General features: G+C 36.9%; 12 protein-coding genes. All 12 read right to left on the reverse strand.

The window, feature by feature from the left end; genetic code table 11:
• Positions 1–16: 16 nt before the first annotated feature.
• Positions 17–2,215, reverse strand: a complete 2,199-nt coding sequence (locus CCON33237_RS07135; RefSeq protein ID WP_054196999.1) for a polyribonucleotide nucleotidyltransferase — start codon at positions 2,213–2,215, stop codon at positions 17–19.
• A complete protein-coding gene (locus CCON33237_RS07140; protein ID WP_054197000.1) occupies positions 2,205–2,903 on the reverse strand; it encodes a phosphoribosyltransferase family protein in 699 nt (232 codons plus the stop codon). The genes CCON33237_RS07135 and CCON33237_RS07140 overlap by 11 nt, the downstream gene beginning before the upstream one ends.
• On the reverse strand, positions 2,904–5,063 hold the full coding sequence (locus CCON33237_RS07145) for an LPS-assembly protein LptD (protein WP_054197001.1): 2,160 nt from the start codon (positions 5,061–5,063) through the stop codon (positions 2,904–2,906).
• Complete coding sequence (locus CCON33237_RS07150; RefSeq protein ID WP_054197002.1) at positions 5,056–5,505, reverse strand: RDD family protein; 450 nt, start codon at positions 5,503–5,505, stop codon at positions 5,056–5,058. The genes CCON33237_RS07145 and CCON33237_RS07150 overlap by 8 nt, the downstream gene beginning before the upstream one ends.
• Positions 5,502–6,746, reverse strand: coding sequence for a phosphoribosylamine--glycine ligase (gene purD / locus CCON33237_RS07155; protein ID WP_054197003.1), 1,245 nt, complete (start codon positions 6,744–6,746; stop codon positions 5,502–5,504). The genes CCON33237_RS07150 and purD overlap by 4 nt, the downstream gene beginning before the upstream one ends.
• Positions 6,747–6,978: 232 nt before the next feature.
• Entirely contained in the window at positions 6,979–7,617 is a 639-nt protein-coding gene (locus CCON33237_RS07160; protein WP_054197004.1) for a uroporphyrinogen-III synthase, read from the reverse strand.
• Positions 7,610–8,770, reverse strand: a complete 1,161-nt coding sequence (locus CCON33237_RS07165) for a multidrug effflux MFS transporter (protein ID WP_054197005.1) — start codon at positions 8,768–8,770, stop codon at positions 7,610–7,612. The genes CCON33237_RS07160 and CCON33237_RS07165 overlap by 8 nt, the downstream gene beginning before the upstream one ends.
• Before the next feature lie 108 nt (positions 8,771–8,878).
• Positions 8,879–9,523, reverse strand: coding sequence for a cupin domain-containing protein (locus CCON33237_RS07170; protein WP_054197006.1), 645 nt, complete (start codon positions 9,521–9,523; stop codon positions 8,879–8,881).
• Positions 9,524–9,884: 361 nt separating this feature from the next.
• Positions 9,885–11,177 carry a hypothetical protein gene (locus CCON33237_RS07175; RefSeq protein WP_054197007.1) on the reverse strand — a complete coding sequence of 431 codons (1,293 nt, stop codon included), beginning with the start codon at positions 11,175–11,177 and terminating at the stop codon, positions 9,885–9,887.
• Positions 11,178–11,249: 72 nt separating this feature from the next.
• On the reverse strand, positions 11,250–12,782 hold the full coding sequence (guaA, locus tag CCON33237_RS07180; RefSeq protein ID WP_054197008.1) for a glutamine-hydrolyzing GMP synthase: 1,533 nt from the start codon (positions 12,780–12,782) through the stop codon (positions 11,250–11,252).
• Positions 12,783–12,792: 10 nt separating this feature from the next.
• On the reverse strand, positions 12,793–14,181 hold the full coding sequence (gene nhaD, locus CCON33237_RS07185; protein WP_054197009.1) for a sodium:proton antiporter NhaD: 1,389 nt from the start codon (positions 14,179–14,181) through the stop codon (positions 12,793–12,795).
• A 115-nt stretch (positions 14,182–14,296) separates the two neighbouring features.
• The gene (locus tag CCON33237_RS09670; protein WP_021091736.1) at positions 14,297–14,464 is read right to left on the reverse strand and encodes a hypothetical protein; all 168 of its coding nucleotides are present in this window, start codon (positions 14,462–14,464) and stop codon (positions 14,297–14,299) included.
• Positions 14,465–14,485 lie beyond the last annotated feature (21 nt).

Here is a 14,485-nt window from a genome sequence, read left to right on the forward strand (position 1 = left end):
ATCTGTCCTTTAAAATTTATTCAACCAAAGAGAGCGAAATTTTATTTCCTTTTTGCTCGCTCACACATACTTTGACCTGATCACCTACGTTTAATGGGCTTTTTATCTTTGAGATATGAAGCAAGCCATCAATGCCATCTTTTAGCTCAATAAACACGCCAAAATCAACAACACTTTTTACAGTTCCTACAAACTCATCTCCGATATTAAAATTTGGCTTTGCTCGCTCCTTATCATGTTTAAATGGCTTTTTACCAAATGAACGTCCACTATCTCTTGAGGTTATAGAGATGATGTAATCTTTTGCGGCATCAACATTTTTCTTTGCACCACCTGCGATTTTAACTTCACCTTTTTCTCTATCAAGATCGATTGAAACTTCAAATTTCTCAATGATCTCTTTTATGGTTTTTCCAGCTTGTCCGATGATGTCTACGATCTTGCTTGGATCAACACTAAATAGTTCAAGCTTTGGAAGCACATCTTCATTTATTTTTATATTTTTATCCGCTTCTGCCATCAAAGATAAGATATGCTCTCTACCACGTTTTGCTTGATAAAGTGCCTCTTTTAGCACCTCAAGACTAATGCCACCAAGTTTTATATCCATCTGAAGTGCTGTGATACCATCACTTGTACCTGCTACTTTAAAGTCCATGTCGCCGTCATGATCTTCAAGTCCCATGATATCTGTTAGCACTGCATGCTTATCGCCTTCAAATATAAGACCCATAGCGACACCTGCGACAAGTTTTAAAGTATTTACGCCAGCTGCTCTAAGTGCGAGCGAGCCACCGCAAACGCTAGCCATCGAGCTTGAGCCGTTACTCTCTAAAATTTCTGAAACGACTCTTATTGTGTATGGCGAAGCTAGATCGATACTTGGTGCAAGGGCACGTTTGGCCAAATTTCCATGTCCAAGCTCACGTCTACCAGGAGCTTTTAGTGGGCTTGCCTCACCTACGCTAAAGCCTGGGAAATTGTAGTTAAACATAAATTTTTCTACAAAAGGTACTTTTTCAGTGAGGATGTCATACATTTGAGCGTCACTGTCAGTGCCAAGAGTAGTGACAACTAGGGCTTGTGTCTGTCCTCTTGTAAAGAGGCATGAGCCATGTGCATTTGGAAGCACATTTGTTTCGATACTAATAGGCCTAACCTCTTCAAGACCACGTCCATCAGCTCTTACGCCCTCGTTTATGATCTGCTCTCTAACGATTTTCTTTTTATATTTACCAAGGACATTTGTGATGACAGCCTCATCCCAGCCCTCTTTTTGAGCTACCTCATCGCTTGAAATTTGTTTTGCAATCTTGCTAAGTTCGCTCGCACGCTCGCTTTTTGCCATTTGGTTGATCGCATTTTTGACTTCAGCTTTATAAAATTTATCGATATAAATAGCGATATTTTCATTTTCTATTTCAGGTTTTAACTCAAGCGCAGCATCCTCTTTTTTATGCTCTTTGAAAGCTTCTTCGTAAGCACTGCTAGCTCTTAGTATCGCCTTACCAGCAAAATCAATCGCCTCAACCATCATATCTTCGCTAAATTCATTCATCAGCTGTTTTTGAGCCATGCTATCACTTAAGCTCGGATCTATCATCGGCTCGATCGCGACCATTGGGATAAGCTGCGTAGTTTGCTGAGGTAAGCTTCTCATCTCGATCATCAAAAGCTCATCTTTTGTGCCAGCCACGTATAGATCTATCGCACTTTGTTTTAGTTCAGAGTTGCTTGGGTTGATCACAAATTTTTCATCTATGTAGCCAACCCTAACGCCACAAACTGGGCGATTTACTGGGATATCACTAAGATAGAGTGCAACTGACGCCGCATTTAGTCCAACAACTTGCAAATCAACCTCAGGATCAGCTGAAAGCACCATTACCACTATTTGAGTAGGATATGCGTAACCTTTTGGAAAGAGCGGTCTAAGAGATCTATCGATGATGCGAGCTGTTAGCGTTTCAAAGTCGCCTGGCTTTGTCTCGCGCTTAACGTAACCGCCAGGAATTTTACCAGCGGCGTAAGCTTTTTCGATGTACTGCACCGTTAGAGGTAAAAAATCCTCCTCAACTTGCGTATCCTCTCTTGCAACAGTTGCTAAAACTACGGTATTTTTCACCCTTAAAAGTACCGCTCCGCTAGCTTGTTTTGCTACTTTATTAAGGTCAAAAATTTCAACCTGATTATTGACTTCTATACTATATTGCATTATTTTTATCTCCTTGTTGTTTTTGTAACGGCAAATAATAAGGGCTCTCTTCTAATATTGACATGATACGCTCACTCGTAGCTTCGATCTTTTTCTCGTAATACGAATCTACATCGATAAAATCAACGATCTTGTTTATCGTGTAAATTTCATCAACCATATCATTTAAATTTGCAAAGACATCAGTAGCAATCACTGGCGTTGCGTATGAGATGGATTTTACCTTCACATCAAGCAACGTCTTTATGCAAATGAGTGCCGTCATACCAGTCTCGCACCCCTCATCGATTAGTAAAATATTTTTATCTTTTAGCTCTCCTATCAAATTTCCTTTTCGGTATTTATAAACGTTTTTTAAAATTTTCTCTTCATATTTTCTATGTGCTTCGCCGTAAATATAGTCATAGCTTATATTAAAAGCTTTTATAAGTTTATCATTTAATACTATATCTTCTGTCTCGCTAACTATTGCAACGTCGCATTCGCTATTATTTGGCGCAGGTATTGGCTCGCTAAAGAGCATCTCGTAGCTTAAATTTAAACTTCTACAAACTGCATCTGCGAGTATAACTGACTCAAGCGACATACAAACAACTATCGTCTTTTTATCTACAAGCTCTTTTTTTGGCAAAATTTCAATTAGCTTGCTAGCTGCTTCTAATTGATCCTTAAATTTAGCCGTTATCATTTAGTTGGCACTCGATTTTGTACTACTTTGTGAAAAGTCATAGTGCAAACCGCCCATTGGATAGAAATTTATCGTGAAATAGATACCATTTTTTCTAGTTGATGCTGAGCCGTTTATTGTTGTTGTTGGCTCGACATCTTGTTGATAAATTATCCCGTAATTCCAGCATTTTCTTTGATGAAGCACACCAACTCTCCAGCTTTTTGTGTAGCTTCGCTCAATATCATATTGCCAGCCGCCAATAAGGCTGTATTGATGAGGTAATTTTACTCCAAGACCACTTGTAAAATAGCTATCTTTTGTCGCACTATTTTTTATTTTGCTATCATTTTTCTTCATGGTGTGAAGCATATTTAGCCAAAATAGATCATTTGTGTATGAAAGTCCGCTTTGTATCTTTTTAAGCTCTTTGCTCTTGTGTGAATACTCAAGCTTATTATAAAGGCTTAAATTTTCAAATGGATATAGATAGATAGCATTTTTTAAATTCGAATATTCATCTTCTTTTGTGTAATATCCTTGAGAAATACTATGTTTTATAATCTTTCTACCATTAGAGTTAAAGAAATACTGCGTCAAATAACCAGAAATTTCTTCTTTGCTCTGCCCTTGAGCCAAGAAATTTTCATACTCATTTAAATTTTTATCATAGATAAACTCATCATCTAAATTTCCTTTTCTATAGCCTGGCAGTAGGTATTCAGCTCCAAAATTTAGAGTGTGATAAAAGCTTTCATACGCTTTTGCAAGGTCAGTGTGAAGGGCAAATTTATGGTAATTATTTACAAAATTTGTATGCTTATCTTCTCTTTTATCATCAAATGAATTTATCTTATTCTCGTAATTTATTCTTGATGCGTATAGATACTCGTAAAATGAAAATGTTAAGCTATCATCAAGCAGTGGCACATGCACTGAAGCTGGGAGCGTAAATTCATACTGAGTCGCTCTAACGCCTATCTTTCTATCATATCTATGTGACTGAAGATCGAGCGAGTATAAGATATTTGGCAAGACAATATCATCTGTAAATTTATGATACTGAAGTGATGGAAGCTCTTGAAGCGTGTCTTTGTTCTCATTTTTTGAGCCAATCTTTTCAGTGTCTATGTAGTATTTTGCATAAGCACCAAAATAATGATCGTCATTTGCGATGAAGTAGTTAAATTTAGAAGTTACAAGCGAATCATAATCATCATCCCTGCCCTTTAAATTTAAATAATCTATATCATTTAGCTTCGTTGCGTCTATCCAAATTCCCTCTTGTAAATCCGCTTCACTAAGGTATCTTATAAGCTTATCTCTTTCGTATTTTAGTCCAATGCCTTTATGTGTTTTATTTTTTAGTTCGGCCTTATTTGAAGTCTCTCCTTTTTGCTTGGCTTGGTAGCTGTTTTTATCAGTAAATGAGCCAAAGCTGATTTCGCCCCTTGAATCAGGCGACTCAGTAAATCTAAACGCACCATAAATTCCAGCACCTCTGTTTGTTCTTATCTGCGGATCAAGCTCGAAGTCCCACTCATTATAAGGCGCAAAATAAATCGGCTGCTTGTAATAAAAGCCTTCAGATTTTCCGTATCCAAGATCAGGCGGTAAAAGACCTGTTCTTCTTGTGGTATCTGTTGAAAAACCAAAATATGGCAAATAAAAAACTGGCACATTAGCTATACGAAAGACTGGGTTAAAAAGATGTAAAAATTTGCTTTGTTTATTTAGCATAGCTGAGCTTGAGGTGATGCTCCAGTCAGGATCTTGGACATTACAGCTTGAAACCATCGCTTTTTTTACTCTATAATACTCACTATCAGAGCTGCTCTCATCGCTTCTCATCCACACTTCCATGTCTTTATTCATCATAAAAAGCGATTCAAAAGCAGCGTCATTATTTTTTAAATTTAGCTTTGCATAGTTTGAGCGAGAGACTTCACTCTTGCCCTTCATCATGTTGACGTTACCAAAAAGCTCTATAATCGAATTATTTTGATCATAAACTGCACAATCAGCTGTCACAAGGTAATCTTGTGAATATACAACGACGTTTTTGTTTGCTGTTACGATGCCTTTATCTTGCTTTACATCATCAGCCAGAAGCTGCACATCTTGCACAGCTGCACTTAGATTTAAAATACAAATCGGAACTAAAAATAAAATTTTACGCATTTATCACCACTGTTTTTGCTATTTTGTCTTGCCAAGTTTGCCTAGCTGGATTTGCAAAAGCCCATGCAAAACCAAGATAAAAACAAGCTTCACTAACTAACCTAAAAATCGCTCTTACTAGGCTTGAAATAAAATTTGGTCTATCTAAAATTTCTACATTAATGCACATCGTCTTTGTTAGCATTTGCCCAAGACTCGCGCCATAATACCAAACAAAAAATGTATGATAAATAATCTTTAGTGCGACTATTTGCCAAAAGAAATTTAAAGTCAAATTTCTGGCTTCATCATAGCTCATAACCGACAAAAAGGCATCCCAGTAAATGATCAAAAACAAAAAAGAAACAATACATTCATCAATTGAGTAAGCTAGCACTCTTTTTGAAAATGGCGCTAGCGAAATTTCTTCTTTTTCAAGTTTTTCAACTATCTGCATACTCATTTTAATGCCTGCCAGGCAATATCTTTTCTATAATGTGCTCCGTCAAATTTTACATTTTCGCAAAGCTCATAAGCTCTATCACGTGCCTCTTTTATGCTCTTCGCAGTGGCCACGCAGACTAATACTCTGCCACCATCTGCATAAATTTCTCCATCTTGCTCACTAACACCAGCATAAGCGATGTGAGCATTTTTTACATCATTTAAAACTGAAATTTTAGCTTTTGGGCTGCTTTTATACGGATAGTCCTTACTAGCCATCACAACGCCAACTGCAAATTCATCTTTTAAGCTAATAGGCTTTAGCTCGCCCTTTGCAGCATTTAGTAAAATTTCGCTTAATTTTCCGTCAATTAACGGCATCAAGACCTCGCACTCAGGATCGCCAAATCTGACGTTAAACTCAAGTACATAAGGCTCATTTTTCACGATCATCAGTCCCACAAAAAGTACTCCACAAAATGGACTGCCCTCGTTTTTCATCCCTTTTAAAGTTGGCTTTACAACCTCTTCTTCGACCCTTTTTATCAGCTCTTTTGAAGCAAGCGGACTTGGAGCATAAGCACCCATGCCGCCAGTATTTGGACCTTCGTCGTTATCTAGCAAGCGTTTGTGGTCTTGTGCCACTGGCAAACTTACAAAATTTTCGCCGTCACAAATAGCAAAAAAGCTAAGCTCAAAGCCGTCCAAAAACTCTTCAACAACAACAAATTTACCAGCCTCGCCAAAGCTAGCTCCACTTAGCATGTCATTAACTGCCTCTTTGGCCTCCTCTTTAGAGTTTGCGATTATAACGCCTTTTCCAGCACAAAGACCATCTGCCTTTACGACCATCGGCGCGCTTAAGGTATCAATAAATTTAAATGCTTTTTCTTTATCATCTGTGTTTAAATATCTTGCGGTTTTTATGTTATTTCTAGCTAAAAAGTCTTTCATATAGGCCTTGCTGGCTTCAAGTCTAGCAGCTGCCTTGTTTGGTCCAAAGATGAGCAAACCCTCTTTTTTAAAGATATCCGCCACGCCTTCGCTAAGAGGTGCTTCAGGTCCCACGATAGTTAGCTCGATACTATTTTTTTTAGCAAATTCAGCTAGTTTATGAAAGTCTTTTATGTTTAAATTCTCGCCAAGGCGTGAGGTCGCACCATTTCCAGGCGCAAAGTATAAATTTATATTTTTTTCTTTTTTTAGTTTTAGAGCAATGGCGTATTCGCGGCCGCCACTTCCTATTATGAGAATATTCATTTCATCTCCGTAAATTTAAAAACCCGAGTGGGCGTCGCATAGAAGAGTGGCCCATAAACAAAGCCAATCTTGCAAATAGATGGATACCAAACGGTTGCAACTTCTCGCCTTTTCAGACTCAAACGAAGCCACATCACAAGGCATCCATACCTTTTCGCTAACAAAAAAGTGTTGGACCCCGTAAAATGCTGACTCGCTTCACTCAGGCAATAAAATTATATAAATTCTTTGCTTAAAGTAATGTTTTGGCAAGCGCGATACAGGCGTTTATATCTTGACTTTGGCTCACTATTGGCTCGGTAAATTTTAGCTCTTTTGCAGTGACCTTTCCAATGCTTATTGCTTGATAGCTCTCATCCCAGTCAAAATTATTAAGAAAATTTTTGACATTTAGTGGAGAAGCAAAGATCAAGATACTATTTTTTGGCGGTTTTAGCCCCATTTTGCAAGGATTTAAGACATTTTCATAGGCGATGATCGCTTTTATATTTACGCCGCCATTTTGCAAAATTTCTAAGAAATTTGAAGCACTATCTTTACCTTTTAGATAAAGAACTTTTTTGCCCTTTAAAAGTGGTAAAATTTCTCTTGCAAAGTCGTCTCCGTGAGCGTTCTTTCCGGTGTAAATTTCACTAAATCCAAACTCTCTTGCGGCTGCCGTACAACTATTTGCGATGGCAAAGACTGGCAAATTTATAGCTTTTATATTGTTAAATTTTAATGCATTAAAAGCATTTTTAGAAGTAGCTACCAGCACATCATATTCACTTAAATTTAGTTCAAATTTCAAAAACTCGATCTTGCTAACGCTTAAATTTACAACGCTCTCATCAGCCGTTTTTGTATTTGAAATAAGATAAATTTTACGCAACTCTTTTTAACCTTAAAAAAGATATCAAAGCAAGTAATGTGCAGGCTAAAATAACAATAGAAGTCGAGTAAAATATATTACCAAGCCCAACTAACGGAGAGACGACGCCGCCTAAGAAAAATGGGCAAAATCCAAGTATCGCTGAGGCCGAACCAGCGTACTCTCTGCCCTCATTCATCGCAAGTGATGAGGCCGTTGGTAAGATAAAGCCAGTAAAGAGCAAAAGCAAGAAAAATGCGATGATAACGCCGATCACTTCAAATTTGAAACAAAGCATGAAAGCAATAAAAACACTAGCAAACAAGGTGCCAAAAAGCCCAGCTTTGAGCGCTTTTCTCTCATTTAAAAGACTAGCAAGCCTTGCTCCTATAACAAGCCCTAAACCATTTGAAGCAAAACAAAAGCTATAGCTTACTGGGCTTAGAGAATAAAATTCTTGAAAGATAAACGAAGATGACGCTATATAAGCAAACATCGCACCCATCGCAAATGTCTGAATGCTTACAAAAAGCATAAATTTTTTCTTTCTTAAAATTTTGCCAAAAACACTATAAGTCACTAGCAAAGGCATTTTTAAGCGATTTGACTGACTTAAGCTCTCTTTGAAATAAAAATTTGCGATAAAAAGCAAAATGCCAATGATAGTAAGCGCCATAAAGATGCCACGCCAGTCGGTAAATTTAAGCAGCAAACTACCGCCAATTGGTGAAAGTATCGGGGCTAGACCATTTACGACCATCATAAGGCTAAAAAATTTAGTCATCTCGTGACCCTTATAAAGGTCGCTCACAACGGCTCTTGAGATGACTAAGCTACCAGCACTCGCAAGCCCTTGAATAATTCTCATAAAGATAAAAAACTGGATATTTTGTGCAAAAAATATAAAAATAGTGCTTATCGTATAGACGATGAGCGAGATGGTAAGGGGCAGTTTTCGGCCAAATTTATCACTTATTGGGCCAACTATTAGCTGGCCTATGGCTAAGCCTGCCATTGATGTCGTGATCGTTAATTGCGTAGCTGTAACACTTGTTTTAAACCACTCGGTAATAGCCGGAAGTGCTGGCAAATAAAGATCTGTAACAAATGGTCCAAAGGCAGAGAGAGCGCCTAAAAATAGCAATAAAAATAACTCGGAATTTTCTTTTTTCATAGTTTTTCTTTTTTTGGAGCGATTATATTATGGTTTTACTTTTTGCTTTATTAAGTATAATTTACTATTGTTATTATAAAGGAAAAGCCCTAAAAATAGGGCTTAGTATTACATTTTGTCTTTAGTGACGATTAAGAGCATTTTAAATTTATCTTTTATCTTTAATCCGTGTGGTATTTTGCCTGGTAACACGATGGTATCGCCTTTTTTGATATCAAAATGTTCATCACCAATAGTTAGCTTCATCTCGCCATCAAGTGCGATAAGTAGTGCATCGCCTGGAGCTGCGTGAGTTGAGAGCTCTTGGTCTGTGTCAAAACTAAGTAATGACATTGAGCCGTTTTCGTTCTTTACAAGCGTTTTGCTCACGATTTTGCCTTTTTCGTATTCGACTGCATCAACTAAGCTAAAAATAGCTGCCTTAGGTAAATGATCTATCATTAAATCCTCCTTAAAATCAATTGAGACGTATTTCGTCGGTTCGTTGAAAACTAGTTTTCGCCACACTTTTTTCTCTATCAGGCAGGCTTGTTCACCGCCTAAGCGCATCTGCTTTTCGCCGTAGTGCAAGCTCGCGCCACCCTCTACGACCCACGCGAGGCTGTCGCAAAATAGCATCTCATGATCTAGCTCCTCGCCCGCGTCAAAGGCAAACACGTCGACGTGAGCATTCTTGCAATCAAAAATTCTCTTGCTAACGACGCTTTTAGCGATCACTTTCGTGTCGGCGTTTAGGTTGTAAATTTTACTCATTTTTCGCCCTTTCATAAAATTTACAAGGCATTGTAGCGAAAATGGTTTTAGGTTTTGTTGATAGAGGTTATCTTTTTGCGCCAAAGCTGCGCAAATTTGACTTAGTAAAAATTAAATTTAATTATAGACATATTTTACCTCATACTACTATGTTGTAAATTTAAAATTATCCATAAACATTGCTAAATTTGATGATACTTCGCTCAAAGCTAATGTTCCAGTCTTGCCCCTTTACGACGATGTCTGAGTGGGGCAGACTGCACTGCGATACCTCGCGCAAGAGTAGCTATAGATTTAGACTTATCAAGCTCATATCCGCTTTGGAGGATGGGCAAATTTTAAATATTTGCCAATTTATTATTTACTCAATTAAAATACCCTTATCGTATTTTAGATTATTGTATTGCTTAAAATCATAGTTAACATCTAGTTTTTTAAAAGTTAAAGATGCTGAAATTAATTTATTATTATCCCCATAAGACTTTCTTCTATCATAAATTTGGCTATTCTTATTTGAGCCATTTAAGATATTCTTAAACTGTGTAGAATCAAATTTTTCCAGATATGGCGATATACATATATCAAAATTCTTATCTGCAGAGTCAAAACTACTGCTTTCTAAAAATATATTGATTAGGATATCCAGAAACTCTTTTTTGAGGCCTTCGTTTGCATATTCTTCAAATGCAAGTTTAATAACACCGTTTGTTACATTACCATATCTTTTATAAGCTGCTATTTCTTCTAAATGTTTTCTCTTATTTGACTTAAACCATGAAATAAAAAATGCATTATCATTGTCATTAATTTCCTTATCAATTTTTATCTTCACATCTTCGCCTATCAAAGCATAAAGATTTTGATGCTTGCAAAGAATCTTGCAAAGAGCAAAAGCTCTATCTTTTTCAATATCTTTAAAAACTTTATCTTTAGTTATAAAGTTTTTAAGATCATAAAAATAATTTTTCAATAAAAAGTTGAATACTTTTAAATTGATTGATAAATTTTCTTTACAATCATCATTATTCAATTTAAAACAAAATTTCCAATAAGCTTTTAAAACACTTTGCACCATAGAAATGTGCATCTTTTCAAAATATTTTCTCTTTAAAAATGGCTCTAACTCATCTGGAGCAAATTTGTATATATCCTTGTTGTTTTTCATATCTTCACTCAACATCTCGATAATATTATTGATAAATATAGGAGGTTTTATAAATATATTCAAGAAAATATTTCTTATGAGACTTATTGTTGTATCTTTATCAGGCTCATACAAAAAGTAATTATCATTTAATGCTGGATGCGATGATAAATTTCTCAAATTTTTCAAATGTCTCAAAGTTTCTTCTGTAGATTTATCAATTAATTTTGTCTCCTTGGTAATCTTCTCCAATAAAGTATTCTCCCACTCAGAAATTGTCTTGCCATTATTTTTGCTATTCTCAATAGTTTCCAATATTCCTTTTGCTTTTTTATCATTATATATATCATATAACTCTTGAAGTTTATAAATTAAATCACATATCACTACTGAATATAACATAACTATAGATGAGCGATAATTTCCATTTGAATAGGTGTTTAAAACTTCACCAAAATATTTACCTGTTCTTGAATCATAAATTTGTTCACTTTCTGAAAAATAAAACAAAATAAGCTCCCTTAAATCTATTTATATAACAAAGATATTTTGATATGTCCCATCTTGTATTATTTTACCTTCTCACTCCCACTCTATCGTTGCGGGCGGTTTGCTCGAGATGTCGTAAACTACGCGGTTTATGCCATTTACCTCGTTTATGATGCGGCGGCTTACGTTTTCAAGTAGATCATAAGGCAGCCTTGAAAAGCTTGCGGTCATACCATCACTCGCATCTACTACGCGCACGCAAACAGCGTTTTCATAGGTGCGATTATCGCCCATTACGCCGACTGAATTTACGTTTAAAAGTACGCAGAATGCCTGCCAAGTTTTGTTGTACCAGCCAGTGCTCTTTAGCTCATCTCGCAAGATCACGTCAGCTTTGCGAAGTAGTTCTAGACTTGGTTTATTCACCTCGCCCATTATGCGGATAGCAAGGCCCGGCCCTGGGAAAGGATGGCGAAAAACTAGATCGCGACTTAGTCCAAGCTCAAGGCCTAGTTTTCTAACCTCATCTTTAAAAATTTCTCTTAGTGGCTCTATTAGCTCAAATGTCATCCAATCAGGCAAACCGCCAACATTATGGTGGCTCTTTATTGTCTTGCTTGAGCCAACGACTGAGCTTTCGATGATGTCAGTATAAAGAGTGCCTTGAGCTAGAAATTTCACATCGCCATGCTTTTTAGCCTCTTTTTCAAAAATTTCTATAAAGGTCTCACCTATGATCTTACGTTTTTTCTCAGGATCAATCACACCAGCTAAGCGGCTAAGAAAGGTCTCGCTCGCGTCTATGCTAACTAGCTCAACGCCAAGCTTTGTTCTAAATGTAGCTTCAACTTGCTCTCTTTCGTTTGTTCTAAGAAGTCCGTTATCAACAAAAACAAGGATCAAATTTTCAGGCACAGCAGCCGCTAAAAGTGCCGCAGTCACAGAGCTGTCCACACCACCGCTAACTGCACAAAGTACCTTGTGGGTGCCTACTATTTTTCTTATCTCTTCTATCTTATTTTTAGCGAAGCTTCCCATATTCCATGTACTCTCGCAGCCGCAGATATATTTAGCGAAATTCTTTAGAATTTGCGTGCCGTATTCGCTATGTTGCACCTCTGCGTGGAACTGTATCGCATAAAATTTACGTTTATCATCGCCAAAAGCACAATAAGGTGAATTCTCACTAACAGCGATCACTTCAAAGCCCTCTGGCAAGTCCTTTACATAGTCACTATGACTCATCCATACGATTTGTTTTGAAGGTGTATCTTTAAATAGCTCATGCTCTTTAATAACGCTAAGCTCAGCCTTGCCATACTCTTTTTGATCAGCTGCTAAAACCTCAGCCCCATGCGTGTGAGCAAGTAGTTGCATGCCGTAGCAAACGCCAAGTATAGGGATGTTTAACTCAAAGACACCGCTATCACAAAAATAAGCATCTTTAGCATAAACACTAGCTGGACCGCCACTTAAAATGATACCCTTTGGCTCTTTCGCTTTTATCTCACTAAGCTTTGCATTAAATGGCAAAATTTCAGTGTAGACGCCCTCTTCTCTTAGCCTTCTAGCTATTAGCTGAGTGTATTGCGAACCAAAATCCAAAACTATAATCGTATTGTTCATTTATAACCTTTTAAAAATAGATATGAAAAATTTCAAACTGCACATACCAAACAATGATCGATACGATATATCCTAGAACCACCATCCAAGCGTATTTCATATGTGCACCAAAGGTATAAATTCCTTTTAATTTACCCATTACTCCAACACCAGCTGCTGAACCAAAGCTGATCATCGAACCGCCGATACCAGCAGTTAGTGTCACTAGTAGCCACTGACTCATTGCCTCGCCTGCATCAGCTCCCATTGCTGGATTTGCTTTTAAAACAGCTGACATAACAGGGACGTTATCAACGATCGCTGAAAGGAAGCCAACGCCAATATTTACAGCAGTTGAGCCAAATTTATCATAAAGCGATACAGCGTAATTTAAAAATCCAGCAAAATGAAGAGCGCCAACTGCAGCTAAAATTCCAAAGAAGAAAAATAGTGTGTTGTTTTCGATCTTTGACATATAGTGAAATACATGCATTGGCTCTTCGCTTTTGTGAGCTTTTTTGAAATAGTAAGTATAAAGACTAAGTAGTGAGAAACCAAACATCATGCCCCACATCGCTGGTAAGTGAAAAAGCTGGTGCATCATAACTGCACAAAAGATAGTAAATGCGCCTATAAAAATAACCGCTTTACCGCCTTTTTTCATAACCACTTTTGGCTCGTTTGCCACATCAAAATGTGGTGCAGTACTTGGCACCACGCGAGAAAGTAAAAATGCCGTTACAAACCAACCTACGATAGATGCTGGGAAAAGTGCGAAAAAATCGACAAACGGCGCTTTTCCAGCAGCCCAAGCCATAAGCGTAGTGATATCGCCAAATGGACTCCATGCTCCACCTGCATTTGCTGCAACGACGATGTTTATCGCACCAGCCACTAGGAAATTTGTATTATTTCTATCTATCGTTAGAAGAACGGTTGAAAGAATAAGCGCTGTTGTTAGGTTATCAGCTACTGGGCTTATAAAAAATGCCAAAATACCAGTTAGCCAAAACAGCTTTCTATAAGTATAGCCTTTTGATACGAGATTATATTTAAGTGCGTTAAATACGTCTCTTTCTATAAGTGCTTCGATAAATGTCATCGCCACCATCAAGAAAAATACTATCTGAGCGATCTCTAAAATCAGGTGATTTACCTCATGTTCAAGCGAATGCACATCCATGCCATTTATAAGCATATAAACACCGATAAGTAGGAACATAAACGTACCGATAAAAATAGCAGGTTTTGCTTTGTCGATATGGAAATTTTCTTCTGCTGCTATAAAAAAATATCCAACAACAAAAATTATAAGCGATAAAATTCCTGCCCATGTAGTAGTTAAGTCAATAGCTGCGGTTTCTCCATCAGCACCAAAAGCCATCGCGAAAAACAAGCCTAGAAGTCCAAAAAACCTCATTATACTCTCCTTGTAGAATAAAAAATCTTGGTATATTACTTAAATGAGCCTAAAAATTAGGTTAGTTAAAATTATTAAGCTTACATTACATTTTTATTTAAATACGAAAATTTTACTAGATTTTGTTTATCTTGTCAGTTTTCTTTTCTTTTACTGGAGCATTTCCATAAAATGGATCATCTTTATAGCCACAACCGCTAAATGCAAAAAGAGTAAAAATTAAAATAAAAGATGATAAGATAAGCCCATGAAAAACGCTAAATTTTTGATAAATACTATTCACGAAAATCCTTTGTATAAAGAA

The organism is Campylobacter concisus (genome assembly GCF_001298465.1).
Taxonomy (GTDB): domain Bacteria; phylum Campylobacterota; class Campylobacteria; order Campylobacterales; family Campylobacteraceae; genus Campylobacter_A; species Campylobacter_A concisus.

What these genes read in the sequence shown, in the direction of transcription:
- CCON33237_RS07135 (WP_054196999.1), bottom strand. Translation starts at nt 2,215, where the DNA reads ATGCAATATAGTATAGAAGTCAATAATCAGGTTGAAATTTTTGACCTT.
- CCON33237_RS07140 (WP_054197000.1), bottom strand. Translation starts at nt 2,903, where the DNA reads ATGATAACGGCTAAATTTAAGGATCAATTAGAAGCAGCTAGCAAGCTA.
- CCON33237_RS07145 (WP_054197001.1), bottom strand. Translation starts at nt 5,063, where the DNA reads ATGCGTAAAATTTTATTTTTAGTTCCGATTTGTATTTTAAATCTAAGT.
- CCON33237_RS07150 (WP_054197002.1), bottom strand. Translation starts at nt 5,505, where the DNA reads ATGAGTATGCAGATAGTTGAAAAACTTGAAAAAGAAGAAATTTCGCTA.
- purD (WP_054197003.1), bottom strand. Translation starts at nt 6,746, where the DNA reads ATGAATATTCTCATAATAGGAAGTGGCGGCCGCGAATACGCCATTGCT.
- CCON33237_RS07165 (WP_054197005.1), bottom strand. Translation starts at nt 8,770, where the DNA reads ATGAAAAAAGAAAATTCCGAGTTATTTTTATTGCTATTTTTAGGCGCT.
- CCON33237_RS07170 (WP_054197006.1), bottom strand. Translation starts at nt 9,523, where the DNA reads ATGAGTAAAATTTACAACCTAAACGCCGACACGAAAGTGATCGCTAAA.
- guaA (WP_054197008.1), bottom strand. Translation starts at nt 12,782, where the DNA reads ATGAACAATACGATTATAGTTTTGGATTTTGGTTCGCAATACACTCAG.
- nhaD (WP_054197009.1), bottom strand. Translation starts at nt 14,181, where the DNA reads ATGAGGTTTTTTGGACTTCTAGGCTTGTTTTTCGCGATGGCTTTTGGT.